This window comes from Burkholderia sp. NFPP32, from assembly GCF_900119325.1.
Taxonomy (GTDB): domain Bacteria; phylum Pseudomonadota; class Gammaproteobacteria; order Burkholderiales; family Burkholderiaceae; genus Burkholderia; species Burkholderia pyrrocinia_C.
Genome location: NZ_FPJP01000008.1, coordinates 79284 through 98230, shown reverse-complemented (window position 1 = coordinate 98230; position 18947 = coordinate 79284). Strand labels below are relative to the sequence as shown.

Here is an 18947-nt window from a genome sequence, read left to right as displayed (position 1 = left end):
GTCTCAGAACGCAAATGCGTCGCCCAGCAAACGGAGGGCGTGTCCAAACGGTCTGGTGGAGGCATCGGAAGATGTCGACGTCGTCGCCAGCGAAGACACCGCCATCCGCGGATCGCTCTTTGGCGGTTTCTCGCCGAGTGCGCTCGGTCGCGCTTCCGCTATCGCGGTCGTCTGACGGGATACCTTCTCGGCCTCCATCGGCATCGCTTCATCGGGCCACGTCATCGCACCCGGCAGCCCCGGCGGCAACGGCACGGCGGCGTGCCTGGCTGTGGCAATCGCCGCAGCCGGCAACGGCGGCGGACTGGCCGTCGACACCTTCGGCCCGGCGCTCGCCGCCCCGGTCATGAAAATCCGTGCAGGCAGCACGAAGTTGCGCAACTGGAGAACGTCGAGCGGGCCCGCGCCCGCCTCGCTGCGCAGTTGCACCTTCAGCGGAATGCCCTGGCTGGTGTCCGGCGTCCAGGTCAGCAGGTAGCGTGCGTTGTCCTGTTGCGTGACCTTCGCTCGCTCGAACAGGCGAATCAGTCCGAAGCGCCCCTGCGAATCGAGCGCCGTCCGCAAACCACCCTGCTCCGTCCGCCATTCGATATGCGACAGGTTTTCGAGCGACTGGCCGGGCCATTCGAACGGCGTCCATTCCTGCTTCTGGTTGAAGTAGTGCAATTCGCGGCCGGACAACACGAATCGCATGTCGGTGACACCCGGCGTCGGCACCGCCTGCAACTCGTAGCGCACGCGCGCATCGCCGGACGGGAACAGCACCGTCGAAATGCGCGTGAGTTTGTTCAACCCGCTCAGGAAGCCCGGATCGATCGTCAGCACACCGGAATCGGTGCCCTGTGCGGGCACCCAGCGGTCGCCCTGCCGCTCGATGACACCGGCGAGTTGCGTCGTCACGAATTGCGTGATCACTCCGCCATCGGACCGCATGAAGCGTGCCATTTCGGGCAGCGACGCGTCGTTGTCCGAATCCGCGAACGGATAGCGGCCGCCGAACGACTTGTTCCAGTCGGCCACGATCGCCGTGCGCCAGATCTCGTTCAGGCTCGACGCGGCCGGCTGCACGATGACCTGCCATGCCTGATCGAACGGCGCCCGAAACAGTGCGCCGAAGCCGGACCATTGTTCGCCGAGGCTCGCGGCGACCCGGCTCGCATAGTCGCGGCTGTCGGCGATGTCGGATGTCTTGCCCTGCAACACCGACTGGGCGGCCAGTCGCGCAACCGCATCCGGATCAGCGCTGGAGACGATCTGCGAAGTCTTCAGGCGCATGGCTGTAATGCGCTCCAGATAGCGGGCGAGGCTCAGGTCGCCTGTCGCGGCCATTTGCGCAGCGGCGGTTTTGCCGTTGGCCGGCACGCCGGAGACGAGATCGCTGCCGGTCAGACGCAGGATCGGGCCGAACGCAGCCGCCAGCGGCGCGAGCTGCGGCTTGACCTGCTTCGACGGATCCTTTTCGTCGGCGCCGACGAGCTGCTGCGCCTTGCTGATCAGCGTGTCGGACAGCGACTGCGTGTTGGCTCCCGTTCCCGCCTGATAGACGATCGCGTTCATCAGCGCGACGAGCGGCGAGCGTTGCGGATCGCCCAGCAAGGTCAGTTGATCGGCCGTGGCGGAAAGCGTCGGTGCCGGTTGCCAGCGCACACTGTTGAGGAACTGTGCCCAAGCGCGCGCATAGTCGTCGAAATAGCGTTGGCGCAGTTCGTCCTTTGGGGTCGACGAGGACCGGCCGGCGGCGTTGGTGTCGGAAAGCACCCAGTCGCTTGCCACGTCGTGTTGCTCGCCGGCTTCGTCGATGGCCTTGGCGATCCGTTCGCCCCATGCCGCGCGCGTGAATACGCCCGGTATGGTCATGGTCGTGTTGAACAAACCACGGCTTGTCGCGCCACCGGCACCGGCCTGGGATGCCGCGTCACCCAGCAGCGTGGCGAGCGATATCGGCGGGTACTTCGGCGTCGCTTCGTCGAGAATCTGCTGGTAGACCGCGTCCCGAGAATTCTGAATGCCCCGAACGCCGATCACCGTCTGGCGGGTTGCTGCGATCAAGGTACTGTCCGGAGCGATTGCCAACGCAGCCGCCGTCGACTTCGCACCGGGTTCCAGATGATTCGTGAAGAATGTAATGGCCTGCTGCCGCAAGTCCTCCCATCTGCCTGGCGACAACGATGAATTGACGGGGCGCGCCGGCATGGACGTCGCGACGAGCTGGGGTGTCAGGAATGCAGCCACCGCGCGCTCCGGCTTCGCGAGCATCAGATAGGTCTTGAGCGTGTCGTATGCGGCCTGTACTTGCGCATCGCCACCGCTGGCGATTTCTGCGTCGGATAACGATGCCAGTTGATGCAGTCGCGCCTCGAGCTGCCGGCGAATCGGGCCGACGAGAATGCGGTTCGCCGCATCGGCATAGTGTGGCCAGAGGGCATCGAGCAATGCGCGGTCGCGATTCAGGCCGAAGCGGGCACTCAGCGGTGCGCGGGTGCGCTGGTGAATTTCAAGCGTGTCGATCTGTCGGTCAAGCTGAGTAAGCGTCTGCACGGACAGTGTCGGATCCTGGGCTTCCTTGAGATTCACGACCGTGTCTGCAGCACTTCCGATCGTCGCGCGGTTGACGAATCCGGACAGCATCGTGCCGGCAATCCAGAAGCCGATCACGGCAGTCGCCATCCACGCTGCCGTGGTCGACAGCGAAAAGCCGACGCGGCGACCATGAACCTTGCGGCTGTGATCGGCGACGGTTTGCCAGATCGTTCGGTGTTGAGGACCGGTTGGCGAGTCGTCGTCGTTCGTATCGCTTGATAACGGCAGTCCTGGTTCGCGCTCCTTGAACAATGGCGCGAACAGTAGGCCGTGAACCTCATGTTTCCAGGTACGGGATTGGTTAGCTTCCAGCACGAGACCCCTCAACGCAGAGCGCAGATTGGCAATATGCTGCGACAGCTCGACGGGATAACGATCGCGTGCGTCTTTGGTGAGGCGTACAACTCCCGTGCCCGCCAGGTCGTAGGTGAGATCTTGCAGCGACGAATCGATATCGTCTGCGTTCAGGCACGCGTTCGACCAGGTAAAGCCGATTGCTTCATCCGGGCTCGACGTCACGCTGCCGAAATCGGTGGCGTCGAGCAGATATGCAGGCGCCGCCCAGCGCAGGGCACGCGCGTGAAGCGCCAGTTGCCGGCTAACGCCATCGACGTCGAACGGTACGTCCGCCGAACTGCGGTTACGTGTCACCGCAACGATCGCGTCAATCGGCTGGTGCCGGCGCAGGCGGCGGATCTGATCGAGCCATTCCGTCTCGAGCGTGTCGCGGGTTTGCCCGGCGTACAGCAGAATCGTATCGCCGTTGATTACGTACCCCGTGTCGGCAAGTCCCGGTGCCAAGCGCTTCACCAGCGGCAGGTCGCCGGCGACGAGCACCCATCGTTCGCGATAGCGCCAACGCCAGCCGTGACGGTCACGCAGGAGGTTCCGCAGCGCCGTAGCTCTGCCGACTGGCCCCGGTGGACCGCCCTGATCGTTGTGGTCGACGGACGCTGCGCGTTTTCCTGCGTCGTAACGAGCAAACCAACGGGATGCTCTCAGTGAGGCAATCGAAAGCAGCACAAACTCGAAGCACTTGATCAGCAGGATCACGATCAGCAAGCCCACCGCTAGCGAAAGCTCGATGATGATCCGGGTATCGCGCGACCATCCGTGGCGGGGCCCCTCCATCCATACCGCGCCACCGAGCGCAAGGAAGACGATCACTGCCGCGACGCCTATGAAGAGGCCTGCTGGCCGGGTCTTGTTGTCGTTCTTGTTATCGTTCATGTCTGCTTTCTGCACATGAGGGCGATCAGTTCTTCACCTTCGCCACACATCACTAGTTGCGGGTCGCCCGTTGTCCGGGCACTTTCTGCAGCAAGGACAGCAGCCAACCACGGCCCTGCGCCGGAACAGTCGCCCACCGCCGTTTCGAGCGAGATCCATCGCGTCTCGTCGGGAAACGACGCGGCTTGCCGAACTGCACTGACTCTGTCGCCGGACAGGCCATGCGTCCACACTGTGCGCAGACGGTCGCGCGAGGTCTGTCCCCAGCGCGCGGCAAGCTCAAGCGTCCGGGCGGAGGTATCGAGCGAGCCTCGGGCGGGGCGATGCAATCGCAACCCGGCTGGCATGGCCGATGACTCAAGGCGCGGGTGTCCGACGAGCAGCGCGACACCCGCCTCTGCAACACCATCGGACAGGACGGAACTGATTGCATCGCGAAGCTCAACGGCGACCAGCAGGTGGACCGTATCGACAGCTCGATTGTCCAGCCACGCGTCCGTTCGGAAGAGCGAAATCGTGTGTTCACCCGATGTGACGTCCACCTTCAACGCAGGCACTCGTTCAGTGAGTACCTCCCGTAGCCGAATCTCGAAAGCGTCGGATTTCAGCCTGGATCGATGATGAAGCTCGATCTGAAGCTTCGTTCTCGGTGGGAGCGTATTGAGCTGTGGCAGGAGGCGGTCTATCAAGCGTTCGAGCAGCCACGTACACACGGCATGATGCCGAGCATGTTCAGTGAGTTCGTTACCAGGATGAAAATGCATCTCCGGGATGTCGAGCCAACGTGCATTGACTTCGCTATCCGCGACCGCGCCGCTCGGCCGAAGCTTCGCCAGCTCAGTTCCCGTCAGTATCCGTTCAAGCGAGTTTTCCGAATCGTTCGCGGCGAAGCACCATGCATGGCCCAGTATCGCAAGCGGTCTGCTCGACATCGCGTGACATGACTGCTCGGCCTCATCACTCACGCGGTTGGTCGCAATCGCCTGATTGCGGCGGGTGTAGCCATACGCGAGCCACGCGAATAGAAGGAAAGCCCAGACCAGGAAGGGATAACCAACGACACAGAGCCAGAACCACGGCGTATTCGTCGGGCGGTCCGTCGGCCAAAACGTGATCGCCAGCCCAGCCCCGGCCGCCATGACGAGCACCAGCAGAGGCATCCAGACGATCATCGAGGTACGAGGCGGAGGTGGTACATCCACTCGCGGCGGCACGCGATTGAAATCGACGGGCATCGCTTACTTGACCTGCGCTCAGGTGGACGAAGCAATGAGCACCGCCCCACACCGCGTGTGATCGCCGTCGCGTGATAGCGGCGTGGTGCCGTCCTTCATCCTGCCGCTGCCTTCGACGATTTCGTTGTCGCCGTGAATCGGGCACGAGACTTTGTCACCCACACGGGCGGCTCGGCGCTCCTTTACCTTGATGCGATCCGAGCCGGTTAGGATCTTGCCACCGTGGCTCGTTCTGTCGCCTTCGTATGCGAGATTTTTCATTTCGCGTTTTCCTTTGTGGCTACGGACAATTACTTAGCGCAAAAATCAATTTCCGAGCAGTCAATCCATTTATCAAGACGATTCCCATTTTTTGTTAAAAATTCAATTTTCCAAAATTTTAAATCGGCAGATACCTCGACCACCCTTACCGAATCGCCCTTGATCACATAGGCGCGACTTACTTTCGATTTTGATGGAGAATCATACAAAAATGCTCTTTTTGCCACGACCTTTCTCTCCACGGAGTGATATCTCAACAAATCATCTCGGTGCAGCTCAACTCGAAGGGGACCGTAGTAATCTCCACCTTGCGGTTGCTCAACAACATTCCATAGCAATCTATCGCCACTCACTGTAATTTCCGCCACTCCATCGGTGGCACCAAAAAACGAATAAAAATTCAAACGCGCCTTATTTTTACCATCTTCAACACGACCACTTAAATTTTTCTCTCCATCCGGGCTGCAATCAATTCTATTTCCATAGCGCGTAATAAAACAGTATGATCCTGAAATATTTCCCGCCTTATCTTTATCAATTTCGATGACAAACGTAGAGTATGGCTTACCTTGCCCCGCGACATCTTCCCCGATTGACCAAACCCCGGAAAATGATTGATCGCTTGCAAACGAAAAAATGGGCACTAAGATCATAAAATCAACCAAAATCCAAAACATTGATTTGATTAACATATCTCACCCCATAGCCCGACACCACTTATTATGTCCATCACGAGAATCCCGACATCAGTCCATACGCCCTACGCACACAGAGGACGCTCCTTTTTGTACATCCTGCCTTTCCCCAAAAGACATCCCTCTTGTTCAACCCGCTACAATTCTTAGTTGACTCCTTCCGATTTCATTACTGAACATCAATCGATCGGTACTTCTCTCTGGAAATTGATTGATATGCACTTGCACGTATTGATGCATTGTTATTGCACGCAAGGCTATAGATTTTTTTATTTTTTTTGTACACAACAATCCCGGCAAAAGTTTCCGGACCATCATCGACCTTGATAACCTTGTCGTACAAATAATATGTGTAGCCCATCCGAGAAAATCGAATATGAGTCTCCCCACCCCCTGAATACGGTGTATTTGACAGAAAAAATACATTCCTCTTATTTTTCTTATCCGAAATCTGCAAATTTATCTTCTCACCAACCCCATTCCGATAGATCAGGGATCCATTCTCAGTTGATTGACAAAGCGATGAAACGGAGGCTTTAAGTTCGCAGTTGAAGACTGCTATCTCTTCCGTGCTGCACAACCCTTCTGCATGCGCAGCCGCCACCGAAACAAGACCCATGATCGAAGCCGCGGTTACTTGATAGACATTCATGAGTTACTCCATCGAAAGACCCAAGAGAGGCGCCACCTTATTGTAGCGACCGAGCCGATCATCATATCCAGTCTGTCCACCATTTACGATCTGAGTCACGTCGCGGACCGTTCCATTATCGGAGATCGAGTTTAGATTTTTATGTGCCCAAAAAGTGAAGGCAGACTCGACTGCATATTCCAATCGAGACGCGACAAGATCGGGGTTTTTGACAAAGTCCTGCTGGTCATCAGGAGATCGTCGGTTATGCTCGCTTTGAAACAACTCGTAGCCAACTTTGCCGGTCACTTGTATGAACCCACGCCCACGATATCTATATCCATCACCACTCTCCTCATCACCATTACCCAATCTGTCCGCGTACACATAATTTGCGAGGCGCTCTGGGTTATGAGCGCAATATGCCTCGTCACTCCAAAGCTTTTCTCGCAGACGACCGCGCTTACAATCGTCGCATTTTTCATCATAATTCTTCTTCCCGCCTTTACACCCGAACATTCTTCGCATACCCGTTGGCTTGTAACTCAATCCTTCTTCAATGGCCCGCAAATGGCTCTCGTGTGCTGACTGGGAAAGAAAATGTGCAATTCTTTTAGGTTTATTAATTTTATAGATCAAGGCATATCTATTTATGTAAGGCAAAATACTTTGATGGTATTCGATCGAATTCGACGGCTCGACCGCCATCAACATAGCGAGCGTGATCAACTGACTTCCAAATTGGAAGTTCGCGGCCAATCCAATGGGGTGGATGTGAAAAACATTCACTCGAGGGAAAACCGGGATGCCGGCCTTCACATCATCCCACCACGCTAACTTCTCAATTCGTTTCTGTTCTTCCTCATGCTGCAGCTTCGGCCCCGTCTGCTTTTCCAACTCGGCGATCAGTTGCTTCCATTTGGATGGATTCGCCCACTCGCTCTCGTGCTTGACGATCAGCCGAGACGCCGCATGCATCAACCACGGATATCCACCACGCTCGGTCCGCGACAGCGTGCATAATTCATCAGCTGCTCGTTTACCATCGCCTGCCGTAAACAGAGCGTCATACACCTTAAGCATCAACGGACTGAGCTTCGAACTCGAAGCAAGGTCGTCAACATTGGCGCCGCTCGCATAGTCAACCCAAGCTTGCGTTGTCGCAAAGATCGTATGCGCCGGATCATGGGCATCCGCCAGGCACTCGAAATCAATCCACTTCTGTGCGAATTCCCGCGTCACCCGACCGCCCGCGTGATTGAAGTCGCACACCCAACCGTCAATCGGCTGACCTTGTGCATTCACACCGTCAACATGCCACCAGTTCACCGGAAAACCCGGATCTGGATTCGGACGCGGCTCAGCGACTCGTCGATTCGGGTCACGCGCCAGTTCAGCAAGCGAATACACCTGAACGGCGTCCGTCTTTCTCGACTGTGGGTCAACACCAGGGACAAATTTTGTCTTGTCTTGAGTACGTTGATACAGCACCGTCCCCGGCGCGATCCGCAGGATCGTCGGCTCGGATGGCAGGCCCAGCGCCGCCCAGTCCTCCTTGTTCGGGCCGTGTTGATTGACCCATCCTTGTCCTTGTTCGAGGAACGACTGGATGCTGTCATCGCAGAAGACTTCGATGTGTGCCAGCCTGGTTCCGGACGTGCATTGGTTCAGCGAGTCATAGCGGCCAAGGTGCCCAATCAGGTCTCCTGCCTTGACTGGAATGCCGGACGCGTCACCTGGCACGCCCTGGCCAGTCGTCACGACAACCCGGTCAAATAGAGAGTCCTCAACAGTCTCTTCGGCAACCGGACCACCGTTTTCCTGGCCAAGAAAGACCCACTTACCGACCGCACTCGACGGCTCGACGTATTCACCTGCTTTCTGTGGATACAATGATGTCCCACGAAGATCTGTCAACTGTCCCCACGGCTTTCCGTTCTTCGTCTCGATCTTCCCGATGCCGACGTTGGCGCCTTGCGGCAGAATCGCGATGGGACTACCGCCCGGAGTCTTGCGAATACGCAGTCCCTGCTGCGCCGGATCGGGAGCCTGCCCGCTTCGGCCTGACGCCTGCTTGTCCTGCGCATACTGCGTCACCAGCCATTGCCGCGGCCAATACGGCGGCTTTTCCCGCTTCGGGAAGTTTGCGTAGTCGTCCCAGGACATCAGATGCATGTATAAGCTGTAAAACGTCAGCTTCGTGTCCCGTGGGAACTCCATCGTGTGTCGCACCAGCGCAAAGGCCGTGCTATACGGTGCCTCGTACGGCGATCCGCCATCTGCCGTTGCAACCTCGCTGACCGGATAGGTCTTATTGGCGCGAAACGCAATTAACACACCATCGGCGATGCACCGCAATCCCGCATCGAGGTCCAGCGACTGCCCAGCACCAGCCTCTGTGATATGAATGCCGCCATGCCACATGCCGTTACTGCTCGCGAGATAGGTACCGGACGGCTCACGCTCGGCCAGCAACCGATAAATGTCATGCTCGTTGGTGAATCGAGTGGATGCCTCGGACTGACCTTGCCCTTTGCGTAAAAATGGAAACGCGAACGACAATTGCTTCAAACCGGCTTTGGCAGGCTGCGGCGGTGTCGGTGATTTCTGCGGTGCGGCTTTGGTCGCCATGGTCGGGCTTACTCCGAAAATCCGAAATTCAATGCGTTCTTCACGTCGTTGAGCGGCACCGTGGACCAGGTCGGGAATTTGAAACTACCGCCGGCGGCGTCGTTGACGGTCAAATTGCCTTTCAATTCGATCTCGCCCGCAGGACTCCCGAGAATGATCCTTCCGCCTGACAGCTTGATATAAGCGCCCGCGCCGTCACCGATCGTGACGCCCTTTCGACCCGTTATCGTGACTTCTCCGTCCGACGAGCTCATCAGCATGTCCTGCATTGCCATCAGCTCCATGCCGTCGCCTTGTGCCTGAATCTGTACCTTGCCCTTTGCTGCGAAGAGCCGGATTCCGAACTTTGCCGCGAGGAACGAAATCGCTTCGCCGGCCGCCACCGTGATGCGTTTCATCACGCCAATGTCGAGCCCTTCGCCGGTCGTGACAAACATCTGTTTGCGCGCAGCGATCTGAACGTGCTGCCCACTGGCGATGCCCACTCCTTCTGGCGCACTCGCAACAATGACTGGCTTCTGGAGGCGGCTAAGCTTCTGCCCGATCAGCACGCGTTGCTGGTTAGCCTCAGCCTGGAGTGCCTTGGCCGCGTTCGCGGCGTCATTGAGCGAACGCAGAATTTCTTCGGCCTGAGCGAACGTCGCGTCCGCATTCTGCATAGCAAGCTGCTCGCCGGCCGCACCCGGTTGTGCCTCGGCCGAAACTAGTACGCCATCTGCTGCACGTATCGACGCGTGGCCGTCAGTAGCAAGTTCGGCCCCCTTTCCGCGCGCCTTACGATCGGTGTCCACCATGAAGCCCAGATTCAGCTGGCTTGCCCGAAACGGCGTTATCAGATGGACATGCTCGTTGCTTTCCTTATCCTCCATCCGCAACTCATTCCGCGCAGCCGTACGAATGAGATTCCGCGTATGGTTCAGGTTGTTGACCAGATCCGGATGCACGCTGTCGTGCATCGCCCCGATAATCACTGGCCGATTCGGATCGCCGTCCGTATGGACAATGGCCACCTCCGCCCCATCGATCAGCGGAAAGTGATGTCCATAGTTGTCACCGCTATAAGGCTTCGCAAACCGCACCGGTCGGCTCGTCCCACCCGGGCTCCATTCGTCGAGATCGAACGGCAGCTTGATCACGTACCAGCCCTGCTCGGTCAGATACGCGTACTTGTAATTCCCCGGTGACGTAATCCGAGCCGGCAGAATCCCGTCAACCACCGGCCGCGAAACCGAAGCCGCCGACGTGCGCCACACGCGATCCGACGGAATCCCCTCGAACGCCACCCAGTACGCCTCGTTCCGCCCGCCACGCGACTCGACCGACGTCACGAAAATCCCGTGCTTCGCATCGACCTGACTCGGCTCGACCCGCATCACCTCGCCGGCTTCGAGCCAGAACGGATTACCCGTCCCCTTGAACGTGATCTGCTCGGCCAGATGGGCTTCGTGCCGCAACCGGGCAACCCGCTTACCTTCTTCAGGCGTCTCGTAATGCTCGCCCCAGCGATAATCGACAGCGTTCGTCGTCTTGTCGTCACGCGCCGTGTTTTCCTCTACCAGCAACGACACCTCGGCCTGCCGATGGTTGTAGTCATGCAACCGCACCGCTTCCGGCACACGCTTCATTTCGCGCCCGAGCGTCTTGATCGCATCCGCACCGACGCTCTCCAGCCCCGAGTCACGTCGATACGGCACCGTGCGCTGCTTGCGCGCATACGCATCCAGATCGTCGCCGAACACGACCACAGCGCGATCCTTCTTCTGCTCCCAGCGAAACCAGATTCCCTCTTCCGCGCAAATACGCCGGATAAACGCGAACGTCGTCTCGTGATACTGCGTCACGTACTCGCGACGCTTGTACTGCCCGCGCAACTGAAACTGGAAATCGACACCCGCGCGATACCCGTAATGCCGCAGCGTATCGGTCACGATCTCCTCGACCGACTGTTTCTGAAACAACCGGCTGGTCACACCACGATCGAGATCGGCAAGCGTCGGCTCAAGCACGACCCGGTAGCGCGTTTCATCCGCCGACGTCTCCAACTCGTCGAACTGCGTGATCACGCCATGAACCGTATACGTCGCAGGCTTCGCACTGAACTGCGCCGCGTTCTCCCCGAACATCTTCCGCAGGTAATCCATGTTCGGATCGATCGGATCGACGCTGAACTTCGCCGGCCGGCCCAGCACCTGGTCCATCGGAATCCCGGCCGCCGGGCTTGTGAATTCGATCTCGTATCGATAAAGCTGGCTCACGCGGTCCAGCCCGGTGAACGTCAGGATCGAGAACGGCGCCGGATGCGGCGCCAGCTTCAATTCATAAGCCTGCGTAGGCAAAATCATCGACATGGATTCTCCCGGTCGCACAAAACGCGCTGCGCCGCCGGGGCAACCATCGACGCCCCGGCGGCTCGCACACAAACGTCAGATCAGTTCTTGGCCTTCGGCATCTGCGACACGAGCGACAGTCCGATATCCATCCCTTCGACCTGGAAGTGCGGCACGATGAACAGCTTGATCCGGAAGAAACCCGGGTTGTCGTCGATGTCCTCGACCGTCACCTTCGCGTCGCGCAGCGGGTGCGATGCCTGCAGTTCGTCGCCGGGATCCTTCATCTCGGTCACGAGCCCCTTGATCCAGCCGTTCAGTTCGAGTTCGAGCAGACGGCGATCCTTGGTCGTGCCGATGTTTTCGCGCTGGATCAGCTTCAGGTAGTGCGCGATGCGAGACAGCAGGAAGATGTACGGCAACCGCGCGTTGATGCGGCTGTTCGCCGTGGCTTCCGTGGTCTCGTACAGCGCAGGCTTCTGCGCCGAGCTCGCGGAGAAGAAGCATGCGAAGTCGTGGTTCTTGTAGAATGACAACGGGATGAAGCCGAGATTCGCGAACTCGAATTCGCGCGTTTCCGGGATCAGCACCTCGGTCGGAATCTTCGGCTGGTAGCCGGTGCCGAGGTCGTACAGGTGGACAGGCAGATCCTCGACCTTGCCGCCCGCCTGCGGCCCGCGAATCTGCACGCACCAGCCGTTGCTGACGAAGCTGCGCACCATGTTCGCCGCGAACGCAAACGACGCGTTCACCCACAGGTACTTGTTGTGATCGGGGCCCTTGACAGCTTCTTCGTAGTTGAACGCTCGCACCGGCGCCGTATCCTTGCCGTACGGCAGACGGCCGAGCACGCGCGGCATCGTCAGGCCGACATAACGCGCGTCGTCGGTATCGCGGAAGCTCTTCCACTTGATGTATTCGGCGCGATCGAAGTAGTTGCCGATGTCCTGGATCGCCGCCACTTCCTCCATCGACTGCTTGCCGAAGAACGCCGGCCCGACCGAGCCGATGAACGGCATGTGCGCGGCAGCAGCGACCTTCGAGATGTTCCGCAGCAGCGCAACATCCATCGGCGAATTCGCAAACTCGAAGTCGCTGATCATCGCGCTGATCGGCTGGCCGCCCGGCGTGTCGTATTCCTCGATGTACGTCAGGCGATAGAGGCCGCTCTGGATCAGTTCAGGCGTGTCCTCGAAGTCGCGCTGCAGCGCATCCTTCGACACGTCCAGCACCTCGATTCGCGCGTTCTTGCGGAAATCGGTACGGCTCACGAGCATCTTCAGGCCACGCCAGCGCGCTTCGAGCGCCTGGAATTCCGGCGCATGCATCACCGCGTCGAGCTGGCGGCCGATCTGCCGGTCGATCTGGCCGATATGGAAGTCGAGCAGCGACTTGTCCAGCCGGTCGACCGGCTGGCTCGCCTTCGCGACGAGTTCAAGGAACGCACCCATCCCGCGTGCGATGCGCTCGTCGGCCGACGCCTCGGACAGCATGTCGTTGTCGCGGAACGCCTCGAGCGGGCGCGCTTCGTTGACGGGCTTCAGGTTGATCTTGCTGCACAGCGATGCGTAGACGCTGTCGATATCCCCGTGCGGGGCGTCCAGCACGACGGTCTCGGTCGCGCCGGCCTGCTGCGTTTCGGTGGGTTTCATCTCGGGTCCTGTCTGCGATCGAATCGCTACGATGTTGCGGAATGCGCTGAACGCGCGTTTTGCCCAGCGTCGCTCACGCATGCCCTTCCGGCTGCGTCGCGGCGGTCGCGATCTGCGCGAGTTCGCCACGGAGCTTCGCGGACAGGCGGTCGTCCTTCAGCACCTTCTCGAACTCGCGACGGAACGTGCCGTTGTCGAGCAGGTTCGATTTCAGGTCGCGCAGCAGATTGCGCATCGCGAGCAGCGCCTGAAGCTCGGGAATCTGGCGCGCCACCTGCTCGGGCTCGAAATCCTTGATCGACCGGAACGACAGGTTGACGGGCAACTCCGAACCGTCGCCGGCCAGCGTGTTGTCCGCAGCGATCCTGAGATCCGGTGCGTAGTCGGCCAGCACGGCATCGAAGTTGTTCTTGTCGATGTTCACTTTCTTCCGCTCGGCCAGTGGCGCCTGCTCGCGACCGGCGCTGAAGTCGCCGGCCACCAGCAGCTTCAGCGGCAGCTCGACCTTCTTTTGCGCCCCGCCCGTATGCAGATCAAGGGTGATCGACACCCGGCTCTTCGGGATCTCTCGCTGAAAGCTATCCAATTCGTTCTCCTTATCTCAGGAAGCTTGAAGACTCCGCGATGTGCACCCGCAACCGCTGGTGCACCGTCGTTCACGTCACCTTTGCTCAACCCCGCAACACGCATTGACGGACGACCGATTCGGATATTCGCGGCACGACATCCGATTCAGGCGGCAAAAAATATCATGCACTTTCACATGAAGTAAACCACCAAAACTTAAAATCGACCACCAATCTCAAACGCAACCCAAAAATAATACTAGTACGAATACATAAAACCCGGTCACACCTCAACAAGCCGATAGCCATCCATATCAAAAAATCAATCTCAAACAACACCTACCGCCATCCAAGTGGTTGATTTTTATACACAAAACACAAATCCAAAAGATCGCCTCAATCCCAATAAAACAGAGCCTCACAAATCCATCCACCACAAAACCAACTCACCCAAAGAATCTCAAAATTAATCCCCTTCATATCTCGATATGAATGACACATTCGTCAACGATTTACCCAATCCCGGGGTATACGAAATCGGAAAACGATGGTTAGAATCGGCGCCTCATAATTCCTAATCGATATCGACCACACCATGCGGATCGAAAAGCCGCTCTGGCATGAAGGGCTGATTCTTACGCAGCAGCATTTCCAGCAGCAGGACTGCTGGAACGGGTTCGCGCTGCAACAACTGGCGTCGTCATTGTCCGTATCGCCATGGGGAACGCTGAGCGTCGAGGTCGACGAGGAGGCATTGTCTTCCGGCCGCCTGAAGCTTGCCCGGCTGCAATTGCGCTTCCCCGACGGCACGCCTGTCGACACAACCGTCGCCGATGCATTGCCGCCGGCACGCGACCTCGCCGGCGAAATTCCGGCCGATGCCCAAACCGTCGACGTGCTCGCCGCACTCGCGCTGCCCGATGCGAACGGCAGCAACTGCCGTTTCGACGAAACGGCGCTGGCCCGCCCGCGTCGCGCGTACCGGGAATTCGTGAAGGTGACGGACCTGAACGGAACCGCGGAAACCGAAATCGCCGCCGAGCGCCACGCGGTACGGTTGCTGTACGGGTACGAATCGCACGCCGACGATACGGCATGCGCGATAGCCCGCCTGACGCGCGCGACGAGCGGTCAGTTCCAGATCGATCGCGGATATGTGCCGCCCTGTCTGTCGCTGTCGGGTCATGCACTGCATATCGAGCGCATCCGTCGGCTTGCGGATATCCTCGCCGCCAAAAGCGCGCTCCTCGGTGCGCGCCGCAGCGAGCGCATCGAGCAGGTGGCCGAGTACGGCGTCGCCGATGTCCAACTGTTCTGGCTCCTGCATTGCATTCATCAGGCATGGCCGCAACTGCGCTTTCTCGCGTCGCATCCGGCACAGCCCACCGATCGTCTGTATCAGGTGCTCGCCCAGTTGGCGGGATCGCTGCTCACGTTCTCTACACACATGTCGCTGACCGACATTCCCCCCTACGATCACGCGGACGCCCACGGCGTCTTTACGACGCTCGAATCGCTGATCCGCGATCTGCTGGACGCGATCATCCCGTCGCGTGTCGTGTCGATCGGGCTTTCACATACGACGCAGACAACCTGGGCCGGCCAGTTCCGCGACGAGCGCATCGTCGAAGGTGCGGCGGACTGGTACCTGTCCGTCAACGCCGCGCTGCCGGCATTCGAGCTCGTCGAACAGTTTTTGCGCCTGTGCAAGATCGGCGCACCGGACGACGTCGAGCACATCGTCAATTCCGCGGTCGCCGGCATTCCGCTCAAGGCCGTGCAGCGCGTGCCCGGCGCCATTCCGGTCCGGCTGGACAACCACTACTTCGCGCTCGATGCGCATGACGCCGCGCATGCGCGGATGCTCGCCGCGCGCGCATGTCAGATCTACCTGCCCGCGTCGATTCCGGACGCGTCGATCGAACTCTATGCGGTGCTGCGCTGATGAATGCCATCGTCTCCACTCGACACGAATCCGCGCTGCTGGCGCGGGAGCCGTCGTCCGGCCGCTCGCCCCGGCCTTCGATGCGGGCGCAACTGCGCGATACCGCGCTGCTCGTCACTCACCTGTCGAACGGTGGGCAGGTGGACAGCCAGGAGAATCTGCGTCAGCAGTGCGTCAGGCTCATCGCACAGTTCGCGACGGCACTCGATGCGCAAGGAATCGCCGCCGACATCCGGGACGACGCCGTCCTCGCCCAATGCGGGCTGATCGATGAAGCGGCATTGCGTTACCTTCCCGCATCGGACAAGGGAAACTGGGAGTCCCGACCGCTGCAGGTCGAGCGCTTCGGCACTCACGATGCGGGAACGCGCATCTACGAGCGCCTCGAGCACCGGATGCGCGAACCCGCGCCGAACGTCGACCTGCTCGAATGCTATGCGGCCGTGCTCGGCCTCGGATTTCGTGGCCGCTACGCCGCCCGGTCGAACCTGCCGGCGGAAGCCCACGACGGCGAAGCGAAGCGTCAGGCCGTGATCGCTGCGCTGGTCGCTCAGATCGATCAGTTGCGACCGGCCCCGCGGCCGGGGTTCGTCACCGACCGCTCGAACACGCGGCTGATCGACCGGCTCAGACGCCTGTCGCCGTGGGCGATCGCGGGAACGGCATGCGTGATCGCGATACTCGTGTGGGGCGCGTGGGATCGCATCCTCGATGCGGAACTGGCACAACTCGTCCAGAAAGCGAAGCGGCCGTGACTTCCGATACCGCTCTCCCGTCGACGGCGACCCGTGCCGACTCCGATGCCGCGCGCGCGGCCCTGTCGGGTCTCGGCTACCCGCTGCGCACGGTCGTGATGATATCGGCCGCACTGGCGCTTGCCGTCATCGGATGGGTTTTGCCCATCGACCACGGCGTCATGTGGGGATTGATTGCGATCGTCGTCGCGCTTTCGGCGCTGATCGTCTGGCTGCATTCGCGCAGATTGACGCATGCCCGCGAACAAAACGTGCACGTGATCGCGCAACTCGGCGTGGCGACCGCCGACCTGCCCGTCGCGCTGCGCACCAGGATGCCGCTCGTCCTCGTCACCGGGGACGGCCTGCCCGCGTTGTTCGATCGCGACGCGACGCGGTCGCGCTTCGTCCACGTCGGCGACGGCGCAATCTGGTTGCGAGCCGATCGCCCGCAGGATCTTCCCCGCCTTGCCGTCGCGGTCCGGCAGTGGCGGGACGGTCATGCCTCCGATTGCGTCGTGTTGTCGGTCGCGCCGGGACTGCATGCGAACGACGATCTGCTGTCGCAAACGCTCCGCGTCATCCGGCAGGCAGTTGCAGACACGTCGCGCATGCTTGGCGCGTCGCTGCCGGGCTACGTCGCGATCTATCAGCGACTCTCCGATAACGTCGCTTCAGCGGGGCCGGCAGCCCAATGGTATGGCGTATCGGCAGGGTCACCGATCACGGACACGCACCGTTTCGACTCCGCGATCGACGCAGCCGAATCCGATGCCCTCCATGCCGACGCAAGCCACGCAGTCGCGGCACGCGCCGCCGGGATCGGATCATTGATCGGATGGACTCGCCGTACCGTGTTCGACACGCTGACGGACCGACGCCAGCCTGCGTCGCCCTGGCCGTTGTTCGGCGCCGGCTGGATCGACCATGGCCCGGTGACGGGCCCCGGCAGGCCATGGGAACGCGAAGTCCGGGCGTGCATAGGTATCGCACCGGCCGCGCTACCTGCGTCGCCTGCGCCGTGGCCGCTGCCGCAGCCGCTGATCGACGCGATGCCGCGCCGGTCGCAGCGATCACCGCGCGTCACCGCAGTCGCGCATGTCGTCGCGATCGTTGCTTGCGCGGCCACCGCTGCCATCTGCGGCGCCGCGAAAAACAACGAAACGCTGATGACCCGAATCGGCGAACACGTCGAGCGCTACCACCGCCTCCCCGCTGCGCAAGATGCTGCGAAGCGCGACGCGCTCAAATCCCTCTCGTCGGACCGCGACCAACTCGACCGCTATGCCCGCGTCGGCGTTCCGCTCCGCCTGTCGTTCGGCACGTATCGCGGCGCTCGACTGCTGCCGATGCTCAACGACGCGATCGCCTCCTACGAACCGCCCGCGCCGCCACCCGCCGTCATCACGCTCGACAGCATGTCGCTGTTCGACAGCGGCAAAGCACAGCTGAAGCCTGGCACCGCGCGCGCGATGATCGATGCGCTCGAACTGATCAAGGCGCATCCCGGAAAACGCGTGCTCGTCGCCGGCTATGCGGACGACCAGGGCCGCCCCGACCGCAACCTGAAGCTGTCGATCGACCGCGCGACCGCCGTGCGCGACTGGCTCGTCGATGCATCGGGCATGCCGCCGACGCAATTCGCGATCCAGGGTTACGGCGATACGCGGCCGGTGGCGGACAACGCGACACCCGAAGGACGGGCGAAGAATCGCCGGGTCGAAATCACGCTGGTGCCAGATACGCCTGCGCCGGCCGCTTCGATCCGCGCCGCGATGTGACACGCGTTTTGGTTCCCGGGGCATCCGCCCCGGGTTTGTCAGCGCCGGGCTCCGGTTCCGGCAATTCGCAGTACGAAGAAGAAGGAGTGAACAAATGGCAATTCCGGCCTACATGTGGCTCAAGGACGACGGCGGTGCGGACATCAAGGGTTCGGTAACCGTCCAGGATCGCGAAGGCAGCGTCGAACTGGTCGCGTTCGATCACGGCGTGCACATTCCGACCGACGGCAACACGGGCAAGCTCACCGGCACGCGCGTGCACAAGCCGATCACGCTGACGAAGGAGACGGACGCGTCGACACCCTATCTGTACAAGGCCGTGACGAGCGGTCAGACGCTGAAGTCGGTCGAGATCAAGTGGTACAAGATCGACGACGCCGGCAAGGAGAAGGAGTACTTCAACACGAAGCTCGACAACGTGAAGATCGTCGCCGTGAAGCCGAAGATGCTCGACATCAAGAACCCCGACTACGAGAAACACAACCATCTCGAAGACGTCGAACTGCGCTACGAAACGATCACGTGGTCGTACAAGGACGGCAACATTATCCACAAAGACACGTGGAACGAACGTTCCTGATGCGCTGACCGACTGGCGGAATCCGGTGCGTGCTCGCGCCGGCTTCCGACGCATCGGCTGCCCGCTCGCTCGCAACCGGTTCCGCGGGTTCGCATGGGC

At 60.2% G+C, this 18947-nt stretch carries 13 protein-coding genes; 4 read left to right on the top strand and 9 right to left on the bottom strand.

Annotation, left to right across the window (positions count from 1 at the left end):
- Positions 1-3: 3 nt before the first annotated feature.
- The 9 genes from BT264_RS17570 to tssB all read right to left on the bottom strand — a co-directional run bounded on the left by BT264_RS17570 (position 4) and on the right by tssB (position 13828).
- On the bottom strand, positions 4-3810 hold the full coding sequence (locus BT264_RS17570) for an ImcF-related family protein (RefSeq protein ID WP_072439265.1): 3807 nt from the start codon (positions 3808-3810) through the stop codon (positions 4-6).
- Positions 3807-4982 carry a hypothetical protein gene (locus tag BT264_RS17565; RefSeq protein ID WP_256260655.1) on the bottom strand — a complete coding sequence of 392 codons (1176 nt, stop codon included), beginning with the start codon at positions 4980-4982 and terminating at the stop codon, positions 3807-3809. Before BT264_RS17565 ends, BT264_RS17570 begins: the two co-directional genes overlap by 4 nt.
- Before the next feature lie 81 nt (positions 4983-5063).
- A complete protein-coding gene (locus tag BT264_RS17560) occupies positions 5064-5306 on the bottom strand; it encodes a PAAR domain-containing protein (RefSeq protein WP_072439261.1) in 243 nt (80 codons plus the stop codon).
- Between the two features lie 29 nt (positions 5307-5335).
- Positions 5336-5998, bottom strand: a complete 663-nt coding sequence (locus BT264_RS38345; protein WP_143155740.1) for a hypothetical protein — start codon at positions 5996-5998, stop codon at positions 5336-5338.
- Between the two features lie 172 nt (positions 5999-6170).
- The gene (locus tag BT264_RS38340) at positions 6171-6653 is read right to left on the bottom strand and encodes a hypothetical protein (protein ID WP_143155739.1); all 483 of its coding nucleotides are present in this window, start codon (positions 6651-6653) and stop codon (positions 6171-6173) included.
- Between the two features lie 3 nt (positions 6654-6656).
- Positions 6657-9263, bottom strand: a complete 2607-nt coding sequence (locus BT264_RS17555) for a glycoside hydrolase family 19 protein (RefSeq protein ID WP_072467043.1) — start codon at positions 9261-9263, stop codon at positions 6657-6659.
- Between the two features lie 8 nt (positions 9264-9271).
- Positions 9272-11611, bottom strand: a complete 2340-nt coding sequence (locus BT264_RS17550; protein WP_072439257.1) for a type VI secretion system Vgr family protein — start codon at positions 11609-11611, stop codon at positions 9272-9274.
- Positions 11612-11691: 80 nt separating this feature from the next.
- Positions 11692-13242: a type VI secretion system contractile sheath large subunit gene (tssC, locus tag BT264_RS17545; protein WP_072439255.1), complete on the bottom strand. Its 1551-nt coding sequence runs from the start codon at positions 13240-13242 to the stop codon at positions 11692-11694.
- A gap of 73 nt (positions 13243-13315) precedes the next feature.
- The gene (gene tssB / locus BT264_RS17540; protein ID WP_047901495.1) at positions 13316-13828 is read right to left on the bottom strand and encodes a type VI secretion system contractile sheath small subunit; all 513 of its coding nucleotides are present in this window, start codon (positions 13826-13828) and stop codon (positions 13316-13318) included.
- A 575-nt stretch (positions 13829-14403) separates the two neighbouring features.
- On the opposite strand from tssB, the gene tssK reads away from it, so the two are divergent.
- The 4 genes from tssK (at position 14404) to BT264_RS17520 (ending at position 18848) form a co-directional block, all read left to right on the top strand.
- A complete protein-coding gene (gene tssK / locus BT264_RS17535) occupies positions 14404-15753 on the top strand; it encodes a type VI secretion system baseplate subunit TssK (protein WP_072439242.1) in 1350 nt (449 codons plus the stop codon).
- The gene (locus BT264_RS17530) at positions 15753-16508 is read left to right on the top strand and encodes a DotU family type IV/VI secretion system protein (RefSeq protein WP_072439240.1); all 756 of its coding nucleotides are present in this window, start codon (positions 15753-15755) and stop codon (positions 16506-16508) included. Before tssK ends, BT264_RS17530 begins: the two co-directional genes overlap by 1 nt.
- Positions 16505-18268 (top strand): OmpA family protein, encoded by a 1764-nt coding sequence (locus BT264_RS17525; RefSeq protein ID WP_072439238.1) that lies wholly within the window; start codon positions 16505-16507, stop codon positions 18266-18268. Before BT264_RS17530 ends, BT264_RS17525 begins: the two co-directional genes overlap by 4 nt.
- A 94-nt stretch (positions 18269-18362) precedes the next feature.
- On the top strand, positions 18363-18848 hold the full coding sequence (locus BT264_RS17520) for an Hcp family type VI secretion system effector (RefSeq protein WP_006479553.1): 486 nt from the start codon (positions 18363-18365) through the stop codon (positions 18846-18848).
- Positions 18849-18947 lie beyond the last annotated feature (99 nt).